The sequence below is a fragment of the Cupriavidus sp. FW305-46 genome (genome assembly GCF_058787075.1).
Window position 1 is genome coordinate 1 of sequence record NZ_JBYSZI010000044.1, and the last position, 25,880, is coordinate 25,880.

Genomic DNA, 25,880 nt, shown 5'->3' on the forward strand with positions numbered 1-25,880 from the left:
ATCCCCAGCTTGCGCTTCAGGTTCAGCCGGTGCGTCTCCACCGTGCGCACCGACACCCCCAGCTGCGCCGCGATTTCCTTGTTGGCGAGGCCGCGCCCGATCCCGCGCAGGATGTCGCGCTCGCGTGGCGTGAGCGCATCGAGCGGCCCTGTGGCGGGGCTCTGCTCGGCCATGCCGCGTGCAATGCGGGCGCTGTAGAAGACCCGTCCGGCCAGCACGGAGTGGATCGCCGCCATCAGCTCGTCGGCGGGCGCGTCCTTGAGCACATAGCCGCGCGCACCGGCACGCACCGCCTGGCGCACATACTCCAGGTTGTCGTGCATCGACACGATCAGCACCGCCAGCTCCGGATAGCGGTCATGCAGCGCCGCGGCCAGGGCAATGCCGCCCATGCCGCGCATGCCGATATCGGTGATAACCAGGTCGGGCAGCTCGGCGGCACCGGCACGGTCCAGCCACGCCAGCGCGGCCTCGCCATCGTCGGCTTCGCCCACCACGCGCAGGCCGGACTGCAGCGCCAGGTGCATGCGCATGCCGTCGCGCACCAGCGCATGGTCGTCGATCAGCAGCACGCGGGCGGGTACTTCGGTGGAATCGGCAAAAGACTGGGTCATGACGGCGAGGGTCCTGCTGAAACGGGATCGTGCGCAATGGCCGCGGGCCTGGCCAGCGGCAGTGAAGCGACCAGCTGGGTGCCGCCCGTGCCCGAAACGATGTCGAACTGCCCGCACAGCGCGGCGATGCGCTCGCGCAGGTTGCGCAGGCCGATGCCGCGCTGCGGGTCCTCCTGCATGCGCGCCACGTCGAAGCCATGCCCGTCGTCGCGCACGGTGAGGCGCGTGGCATCGGCATCGAAGGCCAGCGCCACCGCGACCCGGCGCGCGCCGGCATGGCGCTCGACGTTGGTCAAGGCTTCCTGGGCGATGCGGAACAGCGCCGTGGCCTGCTCGTCGGGCAGTTCGCGCGGGGTGCCGCTCTGGGTCACCGCAATCTCCAGCCCGCTGCCGCCCTGCATCTCGCGCGCCAGGTGCTGCAGCGCGGCGTGCAGGCCCAGGTCGTCGAGCAGGGCGGGGCGCAGGTTGCGCGCCACGCGGCGCACTTCATTGAACACGGTATCGAGCCGGTTCAGCGCCATGCCCAGCACCGGCGCCACCGCGGCGCCTTCGGCCGGGGCCAGGCGCAGGCGGTTGGTAGCGGTTTCCAGCACCAGCTTGACCGACACCAGCAGCTGGCTGATGCCGTCGTGCAGCTCGCGCGAGAGCCGGGCGCGCTCTTCTTCCTGCGACTGCACCACGCGCTGCGCCAGCTGGCGCAGCTTGGCGTCGGCCTCGCGGTGCTCGCTGACGTTCAGCGCCAGGCCGCTGGCGGCGACCAGCAGGATGCTGATGCCGGCAATCACGCCGATCCAGGCCATGGTCTGGCGGATATCGGTCTCGGCACGGGCGTCGAGCTGGCGCAGCGTGCTTTCCACGTCATCCAGGTAGATGCCGGTGCCCACCATCCAGCCCCATTCGGGCACCGCCACCACATAGCCGAGCTTGGGCGCCAGCTGCTGCGACGAGGGCTTTCTCCACAGGTAACGCACCGCGCCGCCACCGCCCTTGGCCGCGGCGATCAGTTGCTGGATGGTCAGCGCGCCCTGCGGGTCGCGCAGCGTCCACAGGTCCTGGCCGACCAGTTCGGGCTGGCGCGGGTGCATCAGGTTGCGGCCGTGCAGGTCATACAGGAAGAAATAGCCGTCGGGGCCGTAGTCCAGCCGCGCAAGTGCCTCCATCGCGGCCTGCCGGGTGGCGGCGTCGGTGCGCCCGGAGCGCACCAGCGGCGCGATGGCGCTCTGCGCCAGTTCTACGTAGTGGCGCAGCTCGGTTTCCTTGCTCTGCAGGTAGGCGGCCTCGACCAGCGCGCGTTCATGCTGCGCGAGCTGCGTGGCCTGGAAGCGCACGGCAAGTGCGATGCCCAGCATGGCGACCGCAAGTGGCGCCACGGCTAGCAACAGGATCTTCTGGCGGAGTTTCATACAGGTGCGGGGGGACCGGGGGTAAACACCGATGCCGCGCAGGCGGCATGCCACCGTCGATTTGCGTAGTACTACGCAGAAGTGCTGCGTAGTTACGCGCTTGTGCGGGGTTTGGCGGGTGTCAATACTACACGCCGAACGCGCCGCCGCCCCAGCAGGGCGCATGCGCGGACGCAGCTGGTGCACCGTCCACACCCGGACGGTGCGTCGCCTGCCTGCAAGACGAGATCCGGAAACGACGACACAACCGGGCGCGCAGCAGCTATCCCAGGAGACACCCTCACCGCCGGATTGCCCCCGCTGCCCGCCCTCGGCGCACCCCCGCTGCCGATCCTGCCAGTTGCCTGTTACCAGTCTTTCGCCGCCGCAGGCTATCCATATCCCGGTCTGAGGAGACCCTTCACTATGAATCGCATCGGAGAACACCTGGTGTGGCTGGCTGTCGCCGTCCTTGGCGCGTTTGCCTTCGGCACTGTCGCGCTGGCGCGCGGCGAGGCCGTCAGCGCACTGTGGATCGTGGTTGCCGCGCTCTGCATCTACCTGATCGCCTACCGCTACTACAGCCGCTTTATCGCCGACAAGGTGATGCAGCTCGATCCCAAACGGATGACGCCCGCGTGGCGCCATAACGACGGCCTGGACTACGTGCCGACCAACAAGGCGGTGCTGTTCGGCCACCACTTCGCCGCCATCGCCGGCGCCGGCCCGCTGGTCGGCCCGGTGCTGGCCGCGCAGATGGGCTATATGCCGGGCATGCTGTGGCTGCTTGCCGGCGTGGTGTTCGCCGGCGCGGTGCAGGACTTCATGGTGCTGTTCATCTCCACGCGCCGCGACGGCCGCTCGCTGGGCGACCTGGTCAAGTCCGAGATGGGCACGATCCCGGGCATGATCGCGCTGTTCGGCTGCTTCATGATCATGGTCATCATCCTGGCGGTGCTGGCGCTGATCGTGGTGAAGGCGCTGGCCGACTCGCCGTGGGGCACGTTCACCGTGGCGGTGACGATCCCGATCGCGCTGTTCATGGGCATCTATACGCGCTATATCCGCCCGGGCCGCATCGGCGAGGTGTCGGTGATCGGCTTCGTGCTGCTGATGCTGGCCATCATCGGCGGCCAGTACGTGCACGAGAGCGCCGTGCTGGCGCCGCTGTTCACCTATGACGGCAAGGCGCTGACGTGGATGCTGATCATCTACGGCTTTATCGCCGCCGTGCTGCCGGTGTGGCTGCTGCTGGCGCCGCGCGACTACCTGTCGACCTTCCTGAAGATCGGCACCATCATCGCGCTGGCGGTCGGCATCCTGATCGTCGCCCCGGACCTGAAGATGCCGGCGTTCACGCAGTTCGCGCAAGGCGGCGGGCCGGTGTGGTCGGGCAACCTGTTCCCATTCCTCTTCATCACCATCGCCTGCGGCGCGGTGTCGGGCTTCCACGCGCTGATCTCGTCGGGCACCACGCCCAAGCTGCTGGAGAACGAGACCCACGCGCGCTTTATCGGCTACGGCGCGATGCTGGCCGAATCGTTCGTCGCGATCATGGCACTGGTGGCCGCCTCGGTGATCGAGCCGGGCGTGTACTTCGCCATGAACAGCCCGGCGGCCGTGATCGGCACCACGCCGGAAGCGGTGGCGCACGCGGTCTCGACCTGGGGCTTCGTGATCACGCCGGACGTGCTGGTGCAGACCGCCAAAGACGTCGGCGAGAACACCATCCTCTCGCGCGCCGGCGGCGCGCCGACGCTGGCCGTGGGCATCGCCCATATCCTGCACCAGGTGGTGGGCGGCCAGGCCATGATGGCGTTCTGGTACCACTTCGCCATCCTGTTCGAGGCGCTGTTCATCCTGACCGCCGTCGACGCGGGCACCCGCGCCGGCCGCTTCATGCTGCAGGACCTGCTGGGCAGCTTTATCCCGTCGATGCGCAAGACCGATTCGCTGATCGCCAACCTGACCGCCACCGCGCTGTGCGTGGCGGCGTGGGGTTACTTCCTGTACCAGGGCGTGGTCGATCCGCTGGGCGGCATCAACACGCTGTGGCCGCTGTTTGGCATCTCCAACCAGATGCTGGCCGCGGTGGCGCTGGTGCTGGGCACCTGCGTGCTGGTCAAGATGAAGCGCGGCCAGTACGCCTGGGTCACGCTGGTGCCGACCGTGTGGCTGCTGATCTGCACGCTGACCGCCGGCTGGCAGAAGCTGTTCCACGCCGATCCCAAGGTCAGCTTCCTGACCCACGCCGCCAAGTTCAGCGCCGCCATTGCCGAAGGCAAGGTGCTGGCCCCGGCCAAGTCGATGGAGCAGATGCACCGCATCGTCTTCAACGACTACCTGGACGCCGGCCTGTGCGCGCTGTTCATGCTGGTGGTGCTGTCGATCGTGTTCTACGGCTTCAAGACCGCGCTGCAGGCGCGCGCCGCGAAGCGCCCGACCGACAAGGAAACGCCGTTCGAGCCGCTGCCGGGCGCCGCCTCGGCCCAGTCCTGATACCGGAGCCCGCCATGCTGGAACAACTCGGAACGATGGGACGCTACCTGGGGCAGTCGCTCAGGCTGATGGTCGGGCTGCCCGACTACCAGACCTACGTGGCCCATATGGAAAGCACCCACCCGGACCGCGCGCCGATGAGCTACGAGGAGTTCTTCCGCGAGCGCCAGGAGGCACGCTACGGCGGCGGGCAGGGCAAGTGCTGCTGAGCACACGCTGAACGCCGCCGTCCTGCGGGCCGGCGGCATACAAAGCAGACAGGCGATCACTTGATCGCCTGTCTTTTTATGAAGTGTTGCGTGTTTGCCGCGCTTTTGTAATGCACGGATACCGTTTCTGTAGCGGGTTACAGGGCTTTACAGGTGGTTACAGCAAGGGTGCGGCACCTTCTCTACACTTGCGACACATCATGGCAATTCGAGGAAAAAAGATATGACTCGCCATCCCGTTCGCAACCTGACCATTGCCCTCGCCCTGGCGGCCTGCGCGCTGCCGGCCGTCGCGAGCGACATGAACAACGCCCTGGGCGGCGCACTCGGCGGGGTCGCCGGTGCCGCCGTGGGCGGCGCGCTGGGCGGTAGCACCGGCGCAGTGATCGGTGGTGCAGTGGGCGGCGGCGCCGGTGGCGCAGTTACCTCCAACCGCCGCGAGCGCACCGGTGCCATCATCGGCGGCGCGCTGGGCGGCGGTGCCGGCACCGCGGCTGGCAATGCCATGGGCGGCCGCACCGGCGGCCTGATCGGCGCCGGCCTGGGCGGTGGCGCGGGCGCGGCGCTGGGCGGCAACGTCTCGCGCAGCAACTCGTACGACAATGACCGCCGCTATTACAACAGCAGCTACAAGCGCAAGAAGCACAAGCACCACCATCGCCACCACTACGACGACTAAGAAGTCGTAGGGGTCAGCAAAACGGGCCGTCATGGCCCGTTTTTCATTTGCGGCGTCTGGCATAATCGTTCGCCAGTGGTTGCAAACCTGCCGGATGCAGAAACAAAGAAGCCCGCAACCGGAACCGGTGCGGGCTTCTTCTCCAATAAAGGCGGAGAGGCTGCTAGGCGCTCCCCCAAGGACCTGTGGAGACCAGGTTTGAAGCAGGCGGGGCCGCACAAGGGGAGGAAGCTGCCCCGGGGATCGCGCTGCCAGAGACCGCCGGGGAGACGGGCCTGGGGTGGCCAGGCGGCCTTACAGCGGCGCGCGATCGGTGGTGGTGTCGTACTTGCCGCCTTCGGTGTAGGTGTCGAACTTGCCGGCGCGGGCACCCTCGGCGAAGGTATCGAACTTGCCGGCGCGGGCGCCGTCGGTGTACGGATCGAACTTGGCTACCTTGGCGCCGTCGGTGAACACATCGAACTTGCCGTTCTTGGCAAAGGCCGGTGCGGCCGACAAGGCGGCGGCGAGGGTAGCGACAGCGATCAGGGCGTAGCGGTTGGTTTTCATGATTCAGGCCTTCTCTATTGCATGGATGCCTGATTCATCACTTCGACGAAAGACTATGTTGCATTGCGGCATCCGATGGCTAGATATTAGGCATTTCCCTCATATCAATAAATATCAGGATCCACAATGATTAGTTTTGATTCGAACAATAAAATAGGCTGATTACGTAAGAATTCAGCGCAGAACCGGGAGACTGTGTCATGGATCGCCTGCAATCGATGCGTGTGTTTTCCAAGGTGGTGGAACTGGGAAGCTTCGCGCGTGCAGCGCAGCAGTTGGAAATGTCCAACGCGGTGGTGACGCGCTACGTGGCCGACCTGGAGAGCCATCTGGGCACGCGCCTGCTCAACCGCACCACCCGCAGCCTGTCGCTGACCGACGCCGGCGAAACCTACCTGCAGCGCTGCCAGCAGATCCTGGAAGACGTGGAAGAAGCCGAAAGCGTGGTCACGGCGCGCAGCCAGTCGCTGTCAGGCACGCTGCGGCTGGTCACCCCGGTGATGTTCGGCCTGCACCTGCTGCCGGAATTGCTGGCGCGCTTCCAGCAGCTGTATCCGGACGTGGTGTTCGACGTGATCCTGTCGGACCGCAATGTCGATATCGTCGAAGAAGGCCGCGACGTGGCCGTGATGCTGTCCGACCTGGGCCTGGGCTCGCACCTGGTGGCGCGCCCGCTGCTGTCGGCCGAGGTGATCCTGTGCGCGTCGCCGGGCTACGTGGCGGCGCACGCGCCGATCCGCCATGCCCATGAACTCAGCCACCACCGCTGCATTGCCATGCGCCTGCCCAGCGCCGAGCACGAATGGACGCTGCTGGGCCCGGAAGGCGAGGTGACCGTGCCGATCCGCCCCGGGCTGCTGTGCAGCAATGCCGAACTGGCCCACCAGGCGGCGCTGGCCGACATGGGCGTGGCCATGCTGTCGTCCTACCTGGCGCGTCCCAATATCGAATCCGGCAAGCTGGTGCATGTGCTGCCGCAATACCAGCTGCCGCGGCGCGACGTCAGCGTGGTCTACCCGAGCCGCAAGTTCTTGCCGACCAAGGTGCGCGCCTTTATCGACTTCCTGCTCGAAGAAGGGCAGGTACGGGGCAAGGAAGCGCAGCCGGCGCCAGCCGCCAGCCACGGCGCGCAAGCCGTGCGCACCTGAGCGGCTGCCCGGCCGAGCCAGCCAAAGCAAAACGCCCGGTGATGCCGGGCGTTTTGCCGTGACGCGCTGACGCTTACTCGCCGGCGGCCGCCGCGCGCGACTTCTTGGCCGCGGCGGTCTTGGCGGGGGCCTTCTTGGCTGCCGCCTTCTTGGCCGGTGCCTTGGTGGCCGGAGCCTTGGCGGCTGGCGTCTTGGCCGCGGTCTTCGCTGCCGTCTTGGTTGCCGGCGCCGCCTCGGCCGTGCCATTCGATGCCGCCTTGGCCGTGGTCTTCGCCGCCGTCTTGGCGCCCGCCTTGGGCTCGCGCGCCTCGAACTCGAAGCCGATCTTGCCGTCCGGCTGCTTGACCAGGAAGGCCTTGAAGTTGCGGCCGGTGCGCGACGACTTGAACCCCGTCAGCAGATCGGTCTTGCCGTCGGTGAGCAGCTTGCCGATCTGCTCGCGGCTGATTTCCTGCTGCAGGATGATCTTGCCGGTGGTGAAGTCGCAGCTCTTGGGGCTGGTCGTGCTGTTCTCGCAGACGTACTTCATGCCGTGCTCGAACACCGAGCCGCCGCACTTCGGGCAGGTGCCCACCGGCTCCTGGCCGCTGAAGTCGACCGGCTCGCCGTCGTTGTCGTCGTCGTTCTGGCCGAAGTCGAATTCCATCTTGTAATGGCCTTCGTCGTCCTTGCCCAGCTTGAGGATGGCGGCGAACGGACGGCCCATCTTGCTGCGGAAGCCCTGCAGCGGACCGATTTCCTTCTTCAGCAGCAGTTCTTCGACCTCTTCGATCTCGAACTGGCGCCCGCCCGGGATCTTGCTGATCGAGAACTCGCACGCGGTGCAGGCAAAGCGGCGATAGTTCTCCTTGACCTGTCCGCCGCATTGCGGGCACGGCGTGTCCAGCGTGGCGTAGTCGCCCGGGATGGTGTCGCTGTCGTATTCCTTGGCGCGCTTGACGATCTGCTGCGTCATCTGCGCGATCTCGAGCATGAACTCGTCGCGCTTCATGCGCCCGCGTTCGATCTGCGAGAGCTTGTGCTCCCATTCGCCGGTCAGCTCGGCCTGCGTCAGTTCCAGCACGCCCAGGCCGCGCAACAGCGTCATCAGCTGGAACGCCTTGGCGGTCGGGATCAGCTCGCGGCCTTCGCGCACCAGGTATTTTTCCGTCAGCAGGCCTTCGATGATGGCCGCGCGCGTCGCCGGCGTGCCCAGGCCCTTGCCGGCCATGGCCTCGCGCAGCGCGTCGTCGTCCACCAGCTTGCCGGCGCCTTCCATCGCCGACAGCAGCGTGGCTTCGTTGTATCGCGCGGGCGGCTTGGTGGTCAGGCCGACGCTCTCGACCTTGTCGGTCTTGACCTTCTCGTCCTTGGCCACCGGCACCAGGTTGGCGGCGTCCTTGTCGCCCTGCGCCTCGCGGCCGTAGATCACCAGCCAGCCCGGGTTGACCAGCACCTTGCCTTCGGTCTTGAAGTGGTGGCCGGCGACTTCCGTGATGCGGGTGGTGACCTGGAACTCGGCCGCCGGGAAGAACACCGCCAGGAAGCGGCGCACCACCAGGTCGTACAGCTTCTGCTCCGGCTCGGACAGGTTCTTGGGCGCCTGCAGCGTCGGGATGATGGCGAAGTGGTCGCTGATCTTGCTGTTGTCGAAGATCTTCTTGTTCGGCTTGACCCAGCCCTGGGCCAGGATCTTCTTGGCGTGCGGCAGGTAGTTGGGCGAGCTGTCGGCCAGCATGTCCATGGTCTGCTTGACCGTGTCCAGGTAGTCCTCGGGCAGCGCGCGCGCATCGGTACGCGGGTAGGTCAGGACCTTGTGCTTTTCATACAGGGCCTGCGCCAGGCCCAGCGTGTTCTTGGCCGAGAAGCCGAAGCGCGAGTTGGCCTCGCGCTGCAGCGTGGTCAGGTCGAACAGCGCCGGCGACTGTTGCGTCGACGGCTTGGATTCCTCGGTGACCGTGCCGGTCTTGTCGCGGCAGGCGGCGACGATGCTCTTGGCCTCGGCCTCGCTCCACAGGCGCGATTCGCGCGCCTCGGGATCGAACTCGCTCTTCTTGAACCTGGGGTCGAACCAGCGGCCTTCATACAGGCCGGCGGCGGCGATGAACTCGGCCCGCACTTCCCAGTAGTCGCGCGGCACGAAGTGCTTGATCTTCTCTTCACGCTCCACCACGATCGACAGCGTCGGCGTCTGCACGCGGCCCACGGTGGTCAGGAAGAAGCCACCGCCCTTGCTGTTGAAGGCGGTCATGGCGCGGGTGCCGTTGATGCCGACCAGCCAGTCGGCCTCGGAGCGGCAGCGCGCGGCGTCGGCCAGCGGCAGCATGTCTTCGTCTTCGCGCAGGCTGGCGAAGCCATCGCGGATCGCCTGCTGCGTCATCGACTGCAGCCACAGCCGGCGCACCGGCTGCTTGGCCTTGGCCTGTTGCGCGATCAGCCGGAAGATCAGCTCGCCTTCGCGCCCCGCGTCACAGGCGTTGATCAGGGCGGTGACGTCCTTGCGCTTGATCAGCCGGTTCAGCACCTTCAGGCGCGACTCGGTCTTGGCGATCGGGCGCAGGTCGAAATGCGGCGGGATCACCGGCAGGTTGGCGAAGCTCCACTTGCCGCGCTTGACCTCGTATTCGTCCGGCGCGGCGATCTCGACCAGGTGGCCGACGGCGGAGGACAGCACGTAGTCGTCGCTCTCGAAATACTCGTCGTGCTTGGTAAACCCCCCGAGGGCACGGGCGATATCCGCCGCGACCGACGGTTTTTCCGCGATGATGAGGGCTTTTGACATGGGAAGGGTCCTTGCGAGCTGCATCCGGCAACCCGCGAATTGCACTACAAACGAAGTAATCAGAACGCCGGGGGGCTATGAGGCGCCAATAATAAGCGCGCTTTCGACGGCGGTGCAAGCAAGCCCCGCCGCCGACCCAGTCGCCGCCTAGGCGGCGCTGCTCCCCCCGGCAAGCAACCAGTCCAGCACCTGCGGCACGTCTTCGGCACTCGCCGGCATCGCCGCACCGCGGCTCAGCATGCGTTCCAGCACCTCGATGTGCGGCAGCAGGGTGCCATAGAACTGGGGCGTGCCGCCCGACGCAGGCTGCACCAGCAGCGTCGGGAAATTCTCAATATCGATATCGCCAAGCGCATCCGCGTGCGTCTCGATGTCGATCCAGACGAAGCAATCCTCCGGATGGCGCGAGGCCAGCGCGGTCAGCGCCGCCAGGTAGTCCCGGCACGTGCCGCACCACTGCGCGCACAGGCAGGCCACCAGGCGGCCCTGCGGCCGCGCTGCCAGGCACCCGGCAATGGCGCCTGCGTCACGTTCTGGAAAGTAAACGGTCATGGCATCGGAAACATGAGGCGCCCGCGGCACGCGGGCTGCCGGCGATTGTATCGGTATTGCGCTGCAGCTCACCCAAGCCGCCGGAACAGGTTTCCCGGTAGACGCTCGGCGTGCCCGGCCAGTTCCAGTTCCAGCAGGCGCGCCGCGGCGGCTTCCGGCGGCTGGCCGCTGCGCTCGCACAGCGCATCCAGCGTAACCGGATCGTAGCCGAGAGCGGCCAGCAGGGGGTCGGCGTGGCCGGCAAAGTCAGAAAGATCTGGTTGCTCCGATACGGATGCGGGAACGCGCGCGGCAGCGGGGCGGGCAGGTGCCGGCAGCAGGTTGATCTCTTCCAGCACATCCTCCACGCGCTCCACCAGCTTCGCGCCCTGGCGGATCAGCAGGTGGCAGCCTGCTGACAGCGGCGCGTGGATCGAGCCCGGCACCGCAAATACCTCGCGCCCCAGGTCGGCCGCCAGCCGTGCGGTGATCAGCGAGCCCGAGCGCGCCGCGGCCTCCACCACCAGCACCCCGCGCGCCAGCGCGGCGATGATGCGGTTGCGGCGCGGGAAGTTGGCAGGCAGGCCCTGCATGCCGAGCGGGAATTCGGTAACGATGGCGCCGCGCGCGGCCACTTCGTGCGCCAGCGCCAGGTTCTCGGCCGGATAGACCCGGTCGGCCCCCGTACCCGTAACAGCGACGGTACCGCCGCAACCCAGCAGCCCGCCGGCATGGGCGGCGGCATCGACGCCCAGCGCCAGCCCCGAGACCACCGCCAGCCCCGACTCGGACAGCGCCCGCCCAAACGCCTGCGCATCGCGCTTGCCCTGCTCGGTGGCGCCGCGCGCGCCGACGATGGCCACCGCAGGACGCGCCAGCAGCGCGGGATCGCCCTTGATATATAGCAGCGGCGGCGGGTCGGGCAGGTCGAACAGGCGGGCAGGGTAGGCGTCGTCGCCAAACGTGACCAAGTGGTTGCCGGGCGTGCCGAGCCAGGCAAGGGTGCGTTCGACCAGTGCCGGCAGCCCGGTGCCGGGCCTGGCCAGCACCGCGCGGGCGTGTTTCTTGGGGACGACGGACGACAGCGCTGCCACGCTCTGCGCCAGGATCTGCTGCGGCAACCCGAATGCGGTCAGCAGCAGGCGCACCGTGACCGGGCCGACGCCGGGCGCGCAGGCGAGCTGCAGCCACGCCTTCAGCTCGTCGGGATCGCGCGTGGTGAGCTGCCGGGCAGCGCCGGCATGGCAAAGGGAAGCGGCGGCCGCCGGGGCCGCCTGCGATGTCGCCAAGGCCGGCTCAGCGCGGCGAGGTCGCCCGGTCGCCGACCGCGATCACGTTGGAGGCGTCGGTGACCAGCGCATACGACACCCCCGGGAACACGCGGAAGACAAAGGCCAGGCCGTAGCGCTCATCAGGCAGGCGGATGGCGCGGTTGCTGTCGGTCTTGTCGGCGACGGTCTCGCCGGTGCGCGACAGCGCGAGCACATGCCCGGGCTCAACCCCGGCCTGGCTGCCGAGGTTGAGCACCACCACCTGCTTGGCGCCGCCGAACTCGACCCCGCCATAGACCTTGGCCACGCGGCCGTCGAGCTGCGTATCGGGCGCGTGCGGCACATAGCGCGCCGCTTCGCGCGCGGGCTGCGGCATCAGCAGCGTGCCCACGCCCATTTCCTGCCTGGCCTGCGTGACCTGCATGGTCGAGACCGCATCCGGGCCCTGCGCACCGCGCGCCAGGCGCACGTTGCCTTCGTATTCGGCCTCGTAGCCGAGCACGGCGTTGGAGACGGGGTCGCGCACCGGGGTGACCGGGCGGTAGGCCTGCCAGTCGCTGCCTTGCGGCGCGTCGGCGGGGATGCCGCGCGCATAGCCGGTGTCGTCGCGGCCAAGGATGACGCGCGACTCGGACACGGCGACGATGCGCGCCGAGGTGGCCAGCGTATCCTGGTCGACCACCAGCGGGCGGATCAGGAAGGGCTCGATATCGGAGGACGCGATGCTCAGGATGGCGGCGCCGTCGGCGGCGTTGCCGCGTATCTGCGGCGACAGGCGCACCGTGCCGCTGCCGGCGGGCGTGGTCGATAGCCAGGCGCGGCCGTCGCGCTGGATCAGGTACAGGATCTGTCCCGGATAGATCAGGTGCGGGTTGCGGATCTGTTGCTGGTTCATGCCCCATAGCTCAGGCCAGCGCCATGGCTGGCGCAGGAAGCGGCCCGAGATCCCCCACAGCGTGTCCCCCGTGCGCACGGTGTACTGCGACGGCGCATTGGCAGCCAGGTCTGAAACGGGGATGCCCTGTTGGGCCGTGCGCTGGGCTTCGGCCTGCTGTGCCGGCGTGACCGTGAGGTCCGCGGCCAGGGCCGGAAGCGTGGCCGCGGCAGTGAAGCCGGCGGCACTCAACAACGCATAGGCAAGCTTAGGGATGAACGCGTGCAGCCTGCGGCCCGACGCCGCCTGGTGTTCTTTGGTAAGATCGCGCATTTTCCTGACCGGCCGGTGGTTCGGCCGGATTGACCCGGGAGAGCGTGCCTGTTTCGGCGCGCCTTGAATTTTTGTACTTGCGCCCCGATTCTGCATGTAAACACCCGCCGCCGCAACGCGGCCCGGTTGCCGGCAGCCGCCGGCGTTGCGCCTGAGCATCATGGCAAAACTCGATATCCTGACCTACCCCGATCCCCGTCTGCACACCGTTGCCAAACCCGTTGCGGCAGTGGACGACCGCATCCGCCAGCTGGTGAAGGACATGGCTGAAACCATGTACGAAGCGCCCGGCATCGGGCTGGCCGCCACGCAGGTCAACGTGCATGAGCAGGTGGTGGTGATCGACGTCTCGGAAACGCGCGACCAGCTCCAGGTCTTTATCAACCCGGAGATCGTCTGGGCCAGCGACAACCGCAAGGTCTGGGAAGAGGGCTGCCTGTCGGTGCCCGAGGTCTATGACCGCGTCGAGCGCCCCGACCGGGTGCGCGTGCGCGCGCTCAACGAGAAGGGCGAGAGCTTCGAGCTCGAGGCCGACGACCTGCTCGCTGTCTGCATCCAGCATGAGATCGATCACCTGCGCGGCAAGGTCTTTGTCGAATACCTGTCGCCGCTCAAGCTCAACCGCATCAAGAGCAAGCTGCAGAAGCGCGAGCGCACCCGCATGTAAGCGGCGCCCTTCCACAAAGATGTAACAGCCCGCCCGGAATCCCGCCGCCAGCGCGCGGCACCCGCGCGGGGTCTGTTATCTTTATGACTTCCGAAGAACAAAAGAACCGGCCGCGATAGCGGCCGGTCCTGTTTCAGGCCACGGAACCTGCCATGTCCCAAGCCAGACCCCTGCGTGTCGCCTTTGCCGGCACGCCCGAGTTCGCGCGCGTCGCGCTGGAAGCCATCCACGCCGCCGGTTTTCCCGTCGTGGCGGTGCTGACGCAGCCTGACCGCCCCGCCGGCCGCGGCCTGCAGCTGCAGGCCAGCCCGGTGAAGCAGTTCGCCGCCGCCAGCGGCCTTGGGCCGGTGCTGCAGCCGCGCTCGCTGCGCCGCCAGGGCAAGTACCCGGAAGACGCCGCCGCGGCCATCGACGCGCTCGCCGGCACCGCCCCCGACGTGATGGTGGTGGCCGCCTACGGCCTGATCCTGCCGGCCGAGGTGCTGGCCCTGCCGCGCCTGGGCTGCCTGAATATCCACGGCTCGCTGCTGCCGCGCTGGCGCGGCGCGGCGCCGATCCACCGCGCCATCGAGGCGGGCGATGCCGAGACCGGCATCACGCTGATGCAGATGGACGAAGGCCTGGACACCGGCGACATGCTCACGCGCGAGGCCGTGCCGATCGGCCCGGACGACACCACCGGCACGCTGCACGACACGCTGGCCGCGCTGGGCGCGCGCATGACCGTGGCAGCGCTGCAGGAGCTGGCCGCCGGCCGCGCGCTGGCCGCCACGCCGCAGCCGGCCGAAGGCGTCACCTACGCCGAGAAGATCGCCAAGGACGAGGCCCCGCTGGACCTGCGCCGCCCGGCCGCGGCGCTGGCCAACCAGGTGCGCGCGTTCAACCCCTTCCCGGGCGCGACGGTGCAGGTCGGCGATACCGTGATCAAGTGCTGGCAGGCCGTGCCGCTGGCCGCCGCCAGCAGCCTGCCGCATCCGCCCGGCACGGTGCTGGCGGCCGACGCCGCCGGCATCATCATCGCCTGCGGCGAGGGCAGCGCACTGCAGGTCACCGAGCTGCAGAAGCCGGGCGGGCGCCGCCAGCCGGCGCAGCAGTTCCTGCAGGCCCTGCCGCTGCCGCCGGGCACGCGCTGCGCGGTACCCGGCAACGGCGCCGCGCAGGCATGATCGGACGGGCCTTGGCCGCACATGGCGGCATAAGTGCCGGCGGCACCGCCCCGGCCGGCGCAAGCGGCCACGGCTCCCCCCTGAAACCGTTGAACAGCCGTTGAACAGCCGTTGAATTTTCGGGTATCGCCCCCTATCTAACGGTCATCGCGTCCGCTTTCCCCCGGGACGCGACTCACGATTACACGGAGATCACCGCAATGTTCAACTGGGTCAAGACCTTCATGCTGATGGCGGCCATCACGGCGCTGTTCATCGTCATCGGCGGCATGATCGGCGGGCGCAGCGGCATGATGATGGCGCTGCTGCTTGCGCTGGGCATGAACTTCTTCTCCTACTGGTTCTCGGACAAGATGGTCCTGCGCATGTACAACGCGCAGGAAGTCGACGCCGGCAGCGCGCCGCAGTTCTACGGCATGGTGCAGGACCTGGCGCAGCGCGCCGGCCTGCCGATGCCGCGCGTGTACCTGATCAACGAAGACGCGCCCAACGCCTTTGCCACCGGCCGCAACCCGGAGCACGCCGCGGTGGCGGCCACCACCGGCATCCTGCGGGTGCTGTCCGAGCGCGAACTGCGCGGCGTGATGGCACATGAGCTGGCGCACGTGCGCCACCGCGACATCCTGACCTCGACCATCGCCGCCACCATGGCCGGTGCGATCTCGGCGCTGGCCAATATGGCAATGTTCTTCGGCGGCCGCGACGAGAACGGCAACCGCAGCAACCCGATCGCCAGCATTGCCGTGGCAATCCTGGCCCCGCTGGCGGCATCGCTGATCCAGATGGCAATCTCGCGCGCACGTGAATTCGAAGCCGACCGCGGCGGCGCCGAGATCAGCGGCGACCCGCAGGCACTGGCCAGCGCACTGGACAAGATCCACCGCTACGCCCAGGGCATCCCGTTCCAGGCGGCCGAAGAACACCCGGCCACGGCGCAGATGATGATCATGAACCCGCTCTCGGGCGGCGCCATCGCCAATTTGTTCTCGACCCACCCGGCCACCGAGGAGCGCATCGCGCGCCTGATGCAGATGGCCCAGACCGGCACCTATCCCGCCTGAGCGGCCGGAAATCCGGGGCAGGGCCCCCGCACAGGGTAAACTGCCCGCTGTTCCGCATGGACCGGCGGGCTTTTTTTTGTGCCCGCGCCGGCCTGCTTCCCGATTCCAACGCCTGATCCGCCGCCTGACCGATATGCGCCTGCCTCCCGATTCGCTTGCCTTCCAGATGCTTGGCGCCGCCGCCGCGGTGCGCGCCGTCAGCGAAGGCACAGCCTTGCCCCAGGCGATCGAGGACGCCGCCGCGCAACTGCGGCTGGACCGCGTGCAGGATGCCGCCACGCGCGGCGCGCTGCAGGACATCGCCTATCGCACCATGCGCCAGTTCGGCACGGCACGCGCACTGGTGACAAAGCTGGTCACGCGCCCGCCGGGCGCGCAGGTCGATTCGCTGCTGGCGGTGGCGCTGGCGCTGCTGCTGGAGCACGCACCGGGCCCGCGCGACAAGCAGGACGGCGCGGACGCCGGCCGCCCGGGCTACAGCACCTTCACCGTGGTCGACCAGGCAGTCAGCGCCGCCGCCTCCGAACCCAAGACTGCGCATGCGCGCGGCCTGGTCAACGCGGTGCTGCGCCGTTTCCTGCGCGAACGCAAGGCGCTGCTGGCCGAGGTCAACCGCGACGAGCAGGCGCGCTGGAACCTGCCGCCGTGGTGGCTGCGCATGCTGCGCGAGGCCTACCCGGACCAGTGGATGGCCCTGGCCGCCAGCGCCAATGTGCGCCCGCCGATGACGGTGCGCGTCAACACCGCGCGCGTGTCCGTGCAGCAGTACCAGACCGATCTTGCCAACGCCGGCCTGGCTGGCCATGTGGTCGGCCCGCAGGCCGTGCGCCTGGTGCGCGCGGTGCCGGTGACGCAGTTGCCGGGCTTTGCCGAAGGCGTGGTCTCGGTGCAGGATGCCGGCGCGCAGCTGGCCGCTCCGCTGCTCGAGGTGGCCGACGGCATGCGCGTGCTGGATGCCTGCGCGGCGCCCGGCGGCAAGACCGGGCACCTGCTGGAACTGGCCGATATTGAAGTCACCGCGGTGGAAAGCGACCCGCAGCGCACCACCCGCATCGCCGAGAACCTGGCGCGCCTGGGCAAGCAAGCGCGGATCGTGGTCGGCGATGCCAGCCGGCCCGCCGACTGGTGGGACGGCCAGCCCTTTGACCGCATCCTGGCCGACGTGCCGTGCTCGGCTTCGGGCATTGTGCGGCGCCATCCCGATATCCGCTGGCTGCGCCGTGAGACCGATATTGCCAAGCTCATCACCGAGCAGCGCCGCATCGTCTCGCAACTGTGGCCGCTGCTCAAACCGGGCGGCATCCTGGTCTATGTCACCTGTTCTATTTTCCCAACGGAAGGCGAGGAGCAGGCGCGCTGGTTTGGTGCACAGCTGGCAGATGCGATACGATTGCAGGCGCCGGGGCAGCTGCTGCCCGGCACCCATGCCACGCAAGCCGCCGGCGCCAATGGCGAAAAGGACGCCACTGCCGGCACCAGCCTGCCGTCGGATCACGATGGCTTCTTCTACGCCCGCTTCCAGAAACGCGCCTGATCTGATCCGATGCTGAGCACGCCGCGCCTGTCAGACTTCCGCGTCATGGTGGACACGAACGTGGACGCTGCCGCGGACCGGGCGTGCCTGCATCTGCGCCCCGGCAGCGCGGGCAGGCGTGGCCTGCTGGCGCAGTGGTGGCTGGCACTGGTGCTGGCGCTCGCCTCGCTACTGTGGCTGCCGCCCGTCGCGCGCGCGCAGGTCATCGAGGCCACCGAGGCGCGCATCGAGTTCCAGGACGGCGGCTTCGAGCTCGCCGCCAGCTTCGACTTCGACCTGCCGCCCGCGCTGGAAGACGCGTTGCACAAGGGCATCTCCCTCTATTTCGCGGTCGACTTCCAGCTCTCGCGCTCGCGCTGGTACTGGTTCGACGACAAGCCGGTCAACACCACCCGCAGCGTGCGCCTGTCGTACCAGCCGCTGACGCGCCAGTACCGTGTCTCCACCGGCGGCCTGCAGCTGCCGTTCACGCGCCTGAAGGGCGCGCTGCAGTTCATCCAGCGCGTGCGCGGCTGGCGCGTGTTCGAGCGCAATGTGGTCAAGCCGGGCGAGACCTACCACGCGGAAGTGCGCATGCGGCTGGACCTGTCGCAACTGCCCAAGCCGTTCCAGATCAACGCCGTCAACACGCGTGAATGGAACCTGGCCTCCGACTGGCGGCGCTTCGCCTATACGGTGCCGACGGACCTGAACGCAGCGCCGCCACCCCCGCCGCCCGCAGCGCCGCCGCCGCCCGCGCCGGCCCCAGGGCCCGCATCGCCGGCGCTGCCGGCCTCGCCCGCCGTACCCGCGCCTGCGTCGGCGCCTGCCGCTGCCATTGACTCACGCGGCCTGACCATGCAGACGGTGTCGTACGGACTGTCGCCCGCACTGCTGCTGCAGCCCGCCTCGAGCCAGCCATGAACAACTCGCTGTGGGACAGCCGGTTCCGGCGCGTGCTGTACCGCGTCGTGGCCGGGATCATCGTCTTCCTGGCACTGGTGCTGGTGGGCCTGCTGGCCGGCGCATCGGCCAACACCGAATTCTTCGATCGCTATTTCACGCTGCTGTTCAAGGTGAACCTGGTGATCGGCGCCCTGCTGGTGCTGATCGTGGGTGCGCTGGCGCTGACGCTGTGGCTGCGCTATCGCCGCGGCAAGTTCGGCACGCGGCTGATGACCAAGCTCGCCGTGTTCTTCGGCGTGGTGGGCGTGCTGCCCGGCGTGCTGATCTACCTGGTATCGCTGCAGTTCGTCTCGCGCAGCATCGAGTCCTGGTTCGACGTGCGCGTGGAAACCGCGCTCGAGGCCGGCCTGAACCTGGGCCGCTCCACCATCGACAGCTCGCTCGCCGACCTGCAGGTCAAGGCACGCCTGATGGCCGAGCAGCTCGCCGGCGCCTCCGGCGTGGCCACCTCGCTGCAGCTGAACCGGCTGCGCGAGCAGTATGGCGTCCAGGAAGCCGCCATCTTCACCGGCAGCGGCCGCGTGCTGGCCACGGCGTCCAGCAACTACGCGTCGCTGGTGCCGGACCTGCCTTCCGGCGTGCTGGCCGAACAGGCACGGCTGGCCGGCGGCTACGCGGCGGTGGAGGGCGGCACCGACCCGTCGGGCGACGGCAGCCCGAGCCCCGAGCGCGTCGACAGCAGCCACCTGTACCGGCTGCGCGTGATCATTCCGCTGGGCGCCAGCCCGACCACGGCACAGGATGACGCGGCAGGCAGCAGCGCCCCGCGCGCGCTGGCCAAGCCGCCGCGCTGGGCCGGCTCCGGCCTGTCCGTCGAGCGCCGCCCGGAGGAATCGCCGTCGAGCGGCTTCGGCCTGGTCGGCGAGACCGTGCGCGAAGAGCGTTACCTGCAGGTGCTGCACCCGGTGCCGGCGGTGCTCGCGCGCAATGCCGACGAGGTCCAGCGCGCGTACCAGGAATACCAGGAGAAGGCGCTGGGCCGCACCGGCCTGCGCAAGATGTATATCGGCACGCTGACGCTGACGCTGTTCCTGGCCGTGTTCATCGCGGTGATGCTGGCGCTGCTGCTGGGCGGGCAATTGGCGCGGCCGCTGCTGATGCTGCTGCAGGGGACCAAGGAAGTGGCCGAGGGCGACCTCTCGCCCAAGCGCGAACTGAAAAGCCGCGACGAGCTCGGCATGCTCACGCAGCAGTTCAACCAGATGACGCGCCAGCTGGCCGAGGCGCGGCTGGCGGTGGAAGAGAACCGCACCGCGCTCGAGCAATCGAAGGCCTACCTGGAAAGCGTGCTGCAGAACCTGACCGCCGGCGTGCTGGTGTTCGACCGCCGCTTCGTGCTGATTACCGCCAATCCGGGCGCGGAGCGCATCTTCCGCCAGCCGTTCGGCGCGGTGCTGGGCCTGCCGGTTGAGCAGATCCCTGGCATGGGGCCGTTCGGCGAGATCGTGCGCCAGGCCTTCTCGGACCAGAACACCAGCGAGGTGCTGGGCGGCGCCGAGCACTGGCAGAAGCAGATCGAGCTGCCGCAGGGCGAGGAACAGCCGCTTACGCTGCTGGTGCGCGGCGCACGCCTGCCCGGCGGCGAGCGCGATGAGCCCGGCTACGTGATCGTCTTCGACGATATCTCCGATGTGATTTCCGCTCAACGCTCGGTGGCCTGGGGCGAGGTGGCACGGCGCCTTGCGCACGAGATCAAGAACCCGCTGACGCCGATCCAGCTCTCGGCCGAGCGCCTGCAGATGAAGCTCTCGCCCAAGCTCGAAGGCACCGACGCCGATGTGCTCAAGCGTGGCGCCGCCACCATCGTCAACCAGGTGGCCGCGATGAAGCGCATGGTCGATGACTTCCGCGACTACGCGCGCACACCGCCCGCGGTGCTGCAGTCGCTGCAGCTCAACAGCCTGGTGGCGGAAGTGCTGCACCTGTATGGCATCGATGATCCCGCAGTGCACGAGCATCCGGTGATTCATCCGACGCTGGGCACCGCGCTGCCCGAGATCAAGGGCGATCCGACGCAGTTGCGCCAGGTCATCCACAACCTGCTGCAGAACGCACAGGATGCCGCCACCGAGAACGTCGCGGCCGGTAGGGCGGCGCCCCATATCACTCTGAACACCGAGACTGTAGAATACAAAGATTCTGCCGGCGAAAACCGGCAGGCCGTCAAGCTCACCATTGCGGACAATGGTCCCGGTTTTGCGCCACGAATCCTGAGCCGTGCGTTCGAGCCCTACGTGACCACGAAAGCCAAGGGCACGGGCCTGGGGCTCGCGATGGTAAAGAAGATCATTGACGAACACGGCGCGCGAATCGAGATGCGCAATCGCATGGAAGGTGCGGAGATCGTCGGTGCACAGATCTCGATCCTGTTCGTTAAACTGACATAGTCAACAATGGCGTCCGGTCCCGGAACGCTGCGGTGGGGTTAAGAGGGGAAGTATGGCAACGATCCTCGTAGTCGATGACGAAATGGGAATCCGGGAGCTGCTCTCGGAGATCCTCAGCGACGAAGGCCACGTGGTTGAACTCGCGGAGAACGCGCTGCAAGCGCGCGAATACCGCGCAGCGGGTACGCCCGACCTCGTGCTGCTCGATATCTGGATGCCCGATACCGATGGCGTGACCCTGCTCAAGGAATGGTCCGCGCAGGGACAGCTGACGATGCCCGTCATCATGATGTCGGGCCACGCCACCATCGATACGGCGGTCGAGGCGACCAAGATCGGCGCGCTCAATTTCCTTGAGAAGCCGATCGCACTGCAGAAGCTGCTGTCCGCGGTCGAGCAGGGCCTGGCCCGCGGCATCGAACGCCCGCGCAGCAGCTCGGCCACCACCGCCGCGCCCGCCACGGCACCGTCTGCCGAACCCGGTTCGTCAGAGATCGTGCCCGAGGCCACCGCCGAGGCCGCCGCCAACGGCAGCCCCGCGCGCGTGCCCGAGGCCGAGATGCAGTTCTCCTTCGACATGCCGCTGCGCGAAGCGCGCGACCTGTTCGAGCGCGCCTACTTCGAATACCACCTGCTGCGCGAACACGGCAGCATGACCCGCGTGGCCGAGAAGACCGGGCTGGAGCGCACCCACCTGTACCGCAAGCTCAAGCAGCTCGGCGTCGAACTGGGCCGCAACAAGCCCGAGCCGGCCGAGCAATGAGGCTGTGACGCACATGACGCTTGACTGACCAAAAAAGTCCAGTTATAGTTTCGCTTCTTTGGCCCGGTAGCTCAGTCGGTAGAGCAGAGGATTGAAAATCCTTGTGTCGGCGGTTCGATTCCGTCCCAGGCCACCAGAACAAGAAAAGCCCGGCTCCCGCAGCCGGGCTTTTTGCATTGGGGCGCAGTGTCATAAACGCATCCGGACTCACGTCCCCGTCCTGTCGCCGCAACGGCGTACACATCCCGGCTCAACGCCAGCAACGCGCAACAGCCAACCCAGAAGTAAATATCTTCTACTTGGCAGCCGATCTATGTATCTCTACGATGCCCTGATGCGCTGCCGCCCGGCGGCGCGGACCGAGCCGGCCAAGCCGCACCCATAACGCGGACATCCGGTCCAGGGCTTACTTTCTTACCGGGGGGTCTGATGGATACGTTGATCGGGACAAACAACCGCTGGCCGCCGCAGACTGCGGGCGACGAGCGCGGGTTGTGGAAGAGCACCATGGCCGCGGCCAGCCACGCGCTGGGAGCGGCGGGGCGGGTGCAGCAGGCGGTCTCGCAAACGCTGAAGCTGCAGCACAAGATCCGCGCGCTGCGCGACGAGCTGCACCAGATGGAGGCCGAGCGCGACGTCTACCGCGAGCTGCATGCGCGCACGGTCGAAGAGCTGCACCAGGCAATCGACCGCAGCCCGGCAGAGATCCGGCGGCTGCGCGCAGAGACTGAGGCCATGCAGGTGCGCCACCGCGCCTACAAGCTGCTGGTGCAGCACTACATGCGCCTGGGCGCGCCGATCGATCCCGCGGCCTTTGCCGAGCAGCGCAGCCGCGTGCAGCAGCACATCCTGTTCCAGCGCCGCAAGGGCATTCCGGTGGCACAGATCCGCGTCGAGGACATCGCGTTCCTGCTGCGCTGAGGCGCCTTGCGGCGGTGAAGCCATTCCCTTTGTCGCGATAAGCCAGGCTGCACTAACATGGCGGCAGCGAAGCATCCCGCGCTCGCATCCAACACTGCCAGGCCGCCATGTTCGACATCCAGAACTACACCAGCTTCGTGCTCGCCATCCTGGTGTTCCAGCTGATCCCCGGGCCGGGCACGATCGCCATTCTCAACGCCACCGCGCGCAATGGCGTGGCGGCCGGCATGGGAGCGCTCTGCGGCACGCTGCTGGGCGACCTCGTGTACATGCTCGCCGCGGTGGCGGGACTGGCGGCGGTGATGCAGGCCAATCCGCTTTTGTTCCACGGCTTGCAATGGTTCGGTGCCGCGTACCTGTGCTGGATGGGTGTGCAGCTGCTGCGTACGCGCTTTGCCACGGACGCCGGCGCGCCCGAGCCGCGCAAGTCCGCGCGCGTATACCTGCGCCAGGGCTTCACGGTGAGCCTGACCAACCCCAAGGTGGTGCTGTTCTTCGTCGCGTTCTTCCCGCTGTTCCTGCGCCCGGATGCGTCGCCGGCCACGCTGGCGGCGATGATGGCCCACGTCACGGTGCTCAGCCTTGCCTACCAGGCAGCGCTGGTGCTGGCGGGCAACGCAGTGGCCAGCCGGCTGCGGGCGCTGCCGTTCGCGCGCACGCTGGCAACGCGACTGGCCGGGATCGCGCTGGTCGGCTTCGGCCTGCGGCTGGCGGCCAGCAACCGGTAACGGCCCGCGGCCAGGGCGGCGATTCGATACCGCGCGTCTGCACACAACAAAGCGGCCACGCATTGACGCGCTCCATGCGCGAGCGGAACACTGTCGCGTCCGCGCTCACCGCGTGCGCGCGGGCTTGCTACTGAACCGCCACCGTTCGAGGCGTCGTCTCAGGCGACGTTGTCCATCTTGCCGCTGCACGTTTTCCTTACTGCCTTTGCCGCGACCTCGCGGCCGCTCTCGTATCCCGTTCGTTGCTCCGCTTTATCGCTGCCGCGCGCCGTCAACGGAGCGCAGCGATGAGTACGCTCGCACGCCGCCTGGTGGCCGAAGGCCTGGGCACGGCGCTGCTGGTGGCGATCGTGGTGGGCTCCGGCATCCGTGCCGAGCGCCTCGCCGCAGGCGACACCGCACTGGCGTTGCTGGCCAATTCGCTGGCCACCGGGGCTGGGCTGGTGGCCTTGCTGGTGTCGCTGGGCCCGGTCTCGGGCGGGCATTTCAACCCCGTGGTGAGCCTGTCGGCGCTGCTGCAGGGCACGCTGCCGCCGCGCGATGCGCTGCGCTATGTGATGGTGCAGGTGGCGGGCGGCGTCTGCGGCGTGCTGGCCGCCCATGCGATGTTCGGCGAGCCGGCGCTGGCCTGGTCGGCGCAGAGCCGCACCGGCGCGGCGATGTGGTGGAGCGAGTGCGTGGCCACCTTCGGCCTGGTCGGCGTGGGCATCGGCACGCTGCGCAGCCGGCCGCAGCTGGTGCCGTTCGTGGTGGCAGGCTATATCACCGCGGGCTACTGGTTCACGTCGTCGACCTCGTTTGCCAACCCGGCACTGACCATCGCCTGCGCGCTGACCGATACCTTTACCGGGATCCGGCCGCAGGACGTGCCGGGCTTCGTGCTGGCCCAGATCGGCGGCGGGCTGGCAGCCACGCTGCTGTTCCACTGGCTGTGCCGCAAACCCGCTGCGGCCGCCACGGCGCAGGCCGACTGGCGCCCTGCGCCCGCCAGCGCCCCTACCAGCGCCGATTGAGCTGCACGCCGAAGATCGAGCCGCTCGCCTGCGAGGCCCACGCGTCGGCCGGCGCGGTGTAGCCGATGCCGTCGACGTCGCTGGCACGGCTATAGGTGTAGAAGGCGCGCAGGTTGGCATTGCCGGCCGACTTGCCCAGCGTCAGCGTGGGCGCCACGGTCAGCGCGGTGCGCTGGCCGCTGACGCCGAAGCCGGACGAGATCTGGTCGTGCGAGACCTCGAAGTTCAGGCGGAACTGGTTGCTGGCAACGTAGGCAGGACGCAAGCGCGTGGTGGTCCACTGCAGCGTGCCGACCGGCGACCGGTCGAACTGCAGGCTTTGCTCCACCGCGCCGCTCAGCCCTGAACGGCCCTTCCATTCCATCGATTCCGCCACGCGCGTGCGCGACAGCGCCGGTCCCATTCCGGTGTAGCCGGTCATGGCGGTGCGCGATCCCGATCCGAACTGCACCCCGAGCCGGTTGGTGCCGAACAGCACGCCCTTCTGCTCGTGCAACGCAGACGCCCACCATGCACCGCCGGGGTCTTCCACCAGCGGCTGCGCCTCCACCCGCGTGAAGCCGAGCTGGATCGAACCCTGTTCGTTGGTATTGATGGGCGCGGTGCGCAGCGAGTGGTAGCTGGGCAGGTTCTGGCCGTTCTGGTCGGCGCGCGCGGTGTACTGGTAGCTCAGGCCGATATCGCCGATCACCTTGGCGTTGTCGACGCCGAAGCGCATCGCCGTGGAATTGGGCGGCAGCAGGCCGGACGACAGCAGGAACGGCGCATTGTCGCGCCGGCCGGCCCACATGGTGGCGCCGTCCAGCACCGCCAGGCCGCTGACGGCGGTATAGAACTGCGGCACCAGGGCGTAGGGATCGATCGCCGCGGGGCGGCCATTGACCGTGGTGGCGTCGGTGCCGCGCGCCTGCGCGATCAGCATCACCTGCGCGCCGCCATCCAGGTCCAGCACCGATTCGCGGATCTTGACCTCGCCGGCGCTGCGGCAGGCCAGCCCGTTGCCGATACCGGTGGAAAGCGCGCCGCCGGGGCAGGCGCGCATGGTGGCCGGGCGTTCCTCGGCCGCGGCGCGGCCGCTGTAGCCGAGGCGCCACACGGAATCCCCGGCGGGGTCGTCGGCGGGCAGCTGCGAGTGCAGTACCGGCGGGGCGTCCGGCGGTGTGCCACCGGTGGTGCTGTCCGCCGGCTCGGCGGGCGCCTCGGCCTGGAACTGGCCGAGCCGGGGCGGGAACAGCACCAGTGGCGGCGGCGGCTGGGGTGGCAGTTCAGGCGGTCCGACGAAGCTCGGGTCGGCAGCGGGGCTGGTGCCGGCCAGGGTTGCCGGCGCGCTGCCGTCAGGCTGCACGCCGGGCTGGGCAGCCGGCTCGCCCGTGGTGCCTGGCGCCGGTGCCGCTGGCACGGTCACGCTGGCCGCAGGTGCCGCTTCGCCGGCGATCAGCGCCGCCAGCGGATCCTCCGTGCTTGCCGTGGCCGGCGTGGCAGGCCCGGCGGCTTGCGCCGAACCAGCGGTCACCACCGGCGGCACCGCCGGGCGCGGTTCGATGCGGGGCGGCGGGGTGGTCGCGCTGGTCGTCGCATCCCCGGTCTGCGCGCACGCGACCAGGCCCCACGCGGCCAGCACGGCAAAACCGAGGCGGCGCAGGGGCAGGCCACCGCGTCCGGCAGGGCCGGGACAAAGCGGGATGGCGGGAATTCGACGGGAGACTGGCGGCAATTCGGACAGCAATTCAGTCAAGCAACAACGATGGCCGGAGCAGGCAAGGGCTCCGGAGGCGGGACTGTTTTTTATCAGCCGACCCATTTGACCGCAAGCCGGGTTACAAAATCCATCACACTGTGCGCCGT

22 protein-coding genes and 1 tRNA gene are annotated in these 25,880 nt (G+C 68.4%); 15 read left to right on the forward strand and 8 right to left on the reverse strand.

The window, feature by feature from the left end; genetic code table 11:
- A partial coding sequence (locus AC3WON_RS20750) for a response regulator (protein WP_492352651.1) occupies positions 1-614 on the reverse strand: 614 nt, incomplete at its 3' end.
- Positions 611-2,017 (reverse strand): cache domain-containing protein, encoded by a 1,407-nt coding sequence (locus tag AC3WON_RS20755; RefSeq protein WP_492321349.1) that lies wholly within the window; start codon positions 2,015-2,017, stop codon positions 611-613. The genes AC3WON_RS20750 and AC3WON_RS20755, both read right to left, overlap by 4 nt.
- Before the next feature lie 405 nt (positions 2,018-2,422).
- On the opposite strand from AC3WON_RS20755, the gene AC3WON_RS20760 reads away from it, so the two are divergent.
- The 3 genes from AC3WON_RS20760 (at position 2,423) to AC3WON_RS20770 (ending at position 5,383) form a co-directional block, all read left to right on the forward strand.
- The gene (locus AC3WON_RS20760; RefSeq protein WP_492352652.1) at positions 2,423-4,495 is read left to right on the forward strand and encodes a carbon starvation CstA family protein; all 2,073 of its coding nucleotides are present in this window, start codon (positions 2,423-2,425) and stop codon (positions 4,493-4,495) included.
- A 14-nt stretch (positions 4,496-4,509) separates the two neighbouring features.
- On the forward strand, positions 4,510-4,704 hold the full coding sequence (locus AC3WON_RS20765; protein WP_012354346.1) for a YbdD/YjiX family protein: 195 nt from the start codon (positions 4,510-4,512) through the stop codon (positions 4,702-4,704).
- Positions 4,705-4,927: 223 nt separating this feature from the next.
- On the forward strand, positions 4,928-5,383 hold the full coding sequence (locus AC3WON_RS20770) for a YMGG-like glycine zipper-containing protein (RefSeq protein WP_340523080.1): 456 nt from the start codon (positions 4,928-4,930) through the stop codon (positions 5,381-5,383).
- 294 nt (positions 5,384-5,677) lie between these two features.
- Here the strand turns inward: AC3WON_RS20770 and AC3WON_RS20775 are convergent, their stop codons facing one another.
- The gene (locus tag AC3WON_RS20775) at positions 5,678-5,932 is read right to left on the reverse strand and encodes a hypothetical protein (protein WP_492321351.1); all 255 of its coding nucleotides are present in this window, start codon (positions 5,930-5,932) and stop codon (positions 5,678-5,680) included.
- 200 nt (positions 5,933-6,132) lie between these two features.
- Between AC3WON_RS20775 and AC3WON_RS20780 the strand changes: the two genes are divergently transcribed.
- The gene (locus AC3WON_RS20780; protein ID WP_010811330.1) at positions 6,133-7,080 is read left to right on the forward strand and encodes a LysR family transcriptional regulator; all 948 of its coding nucleotides are present in this window, start codon (positions 6,133-6,135) and stop codon (positions 7,078-7,080) included.
- Positions 7,081-7,153: 73 nt separating this feature from the next.
- Here AC3WON_RS20780 and AC3WON_RS20785 read toward each other — a convergent pair whose 3' ends face one another.
- The 4 genes from AC3WON_RS20785 to AC3WON_RS20800 form a co-directional block, all read right to left on the reverse strand.
- Positions 7,154-9,841: a DNA topoisomerase III gene (locus tag AC3WON_RS20785; RefSeq protein ID WP_492352653.1), complete on the reverse strand. Its 2,688-nt coding sequence runs from the start codon at positions 9,839-9,841 to the stop codon at positions 7,154-7,156.
- Positions 9,842-9,988: 147 nt separating this feature from the next.
- Positions 9,989-10,393, reverse strand: a complete 405-nt coding sequence (locus AC3WON_RS20790) for a thioredoxin family protein (RefSeq protein WP_011616267.1) — start codon at positions 10,391-10,393, stop codon at positions 9,989-9,991.
- A gap of 68 nt (positions 10,394-10,461) precedes the next feature.
- Positions 10,462-11,661, reverse strand: coding sequence for a DNA-processing protein DprA (gene dprA, locus AC3WON_RS20795; protein WP_492352654.1), 1,200 nt, complete (start codon positions 11,659-11,661; stop codon positions 10,462-10,464).
- Positions 11,662-11,668: 7 nt separating this feature from the next.
- Positions 11,669-12,850 (reverse strand): LysM peptidoglycan-binding domain-containing protein, encoded by a 1,182-nt coding sequence (locus AC3WON_RS20800; protein WP_492352655.1) that lies wholly within the window; start codon positions 12,848-12,850, stop codon positions 11,669-11,671.
- 160 nt (positions 12,851-13,010) lie between these two features.
- Here AC3WON_RS20800 and def point away from each other — a divergent pair, with 160 nt between their 5' ends.
- The 11 genes from def (at position 13,011) to AC3WON_RS20855 (ending at position 24,035) form a co-directional block, all read left to right on the forward strand.
- Positions 13,011-13,517, forward strand: coding sequence for a peptide deformylase (gene def / locus AC3WON_RS20805; RefSeq protein WP_010811325.1), 507 nt, complete (start codon positions 13,011-13,013; stop codon positions 13,515-13,517).
- Between the two features lie 152 nt (positions 13,518-13,669).
- Complete coding sequence (fmt, locus tag AC3WON_RS20810; RefSeq protein WP_492352656.1) at positions 13,670-14,683, forward strand: methionyl-tRNA formyltransferase; 1,014 nt, start codon at positions 13,670-13,672, stop codon at positions 14,681-14,683.
- Positions 14,684-14,883: 200 nt separating this feature from the next.
- Positions 14,884-15,744 (forward strand): zinc metalloprotease HtpX, encoded by an 861-nt coding sequence (htpX, locus tag AC3WON_RS20815; RefSeq protein WP_010811323.1) that lies wholly within the window; start codon positions 14,884-14,886, stop codon positions 15,742-15,744.
- 133 nt (positions 15,745-15,877) lie between these two features.
- Positions 15,878-17,278 (forward strand): 16S rRNA (cytosine(967)-C(5))-methyltransferase RsmB, encoded by a 1,401-nt coding sequence (rsmB, locus tag AC3WON_RS20820; RefSeq protein WP_010811322.1) that lies wholly within the window; start codon positions 15,878-15,880, stop codon positions 17,276-17,278.
- Between the two features lie 9 nt (positions 17,279-17,287).
- Entirely contained in the window at positions 17,288-18,181 is an 894-nt protein-coding gene (locus AC3WON_RS20825; protein WP_492352657.1) for a DUF4390 domain-containing protein, read from the forward strand.
- Entirely contained in the window at positions 18,178-20,610 is a 2,433-nt protein-coding gene (locus AC3WON_RS20830) for a sensor histidine kinase (protein ID WP_492352658.1), read from the forward strand. Before AC3WON_RS20825 ends, AC3WON_RS20830 begins: the two co-directional genes overlap by 4 nt.
- 52 nt (positions 20,611-20,662) lie before the next feature.
- Positions 20,663-21,373 carry a response regulator gene (locus AC3WON_RS20835; RefSeq protein WP_492352659.1) on the forward strand — a complete coding sequence of 237 codons (711 nt, stop codon included), beginning with the start codon at positions 20,663-20,665 and terminating at the stop codon, positions 21,371-21,373.
- A 60-nt stretch (positions 21,374-21,433) separates the two neighbouring features.
- A tRNA-Phe gene (locus AC3WON_RS20840) sits at positions 21,434-21,509 on the forward strand.
- Between the two features lie 293 nt (positions 21,510-21,802).
- A complete protein-coding gene (locus AC3WON_RS20845) occupies positions 21,803-22,294 on the forward strand; it encodes a hypothetical protein (protein WP_492321565.1) in 492 nt (163 codons plus the stop codon).
- Positions 22,295-22,401: 107 nt separating this feature from the next.
- Positions 22,402-23,022, forward strand: coding sequence for a LysE family translocator (locus AC3WON_RS20850; RefSeq protein WP_492352660.1), 621 nt, complete (start codon positions 22,402-22,404; stop codon positions 23,020-23,022).
- Positions 23,023-23,309: 287 nt separating this feature from the next.
- Positions 23,310-24,035 carry an aquaporin gene (locus AC3WON_RS20855; RefSeq protein WP_492321563.1) on the forward strand — a complete coding sequence of 242 codons (726 nt, stop codon included), beginning with the start codon at positions 23,310-23,312 and terminating at the stop codon, positions 24,033-24,035.
- Here AC3WON_RS20855 and AC3WON_RS20860 read toward each other — a convergent pair.
- On the reverse strand, positions 24,019-25,836 hold the full coding sequence (locus AC3WON_RS20860; RefSeq protein WP_492352661.1) for a carbohydrate porin: 1,818 nt from the start codon (positions 25,834-25,836) through the stop codon (positions 24,019-24,021). The two genes, AC3WON_RS20855 and AC3WON_RS20860, sit on opposite strands and share 17 nt — an antisense overlap.
- Positions 25,837-25,880 lie beyond the last annotated feature (44 nt).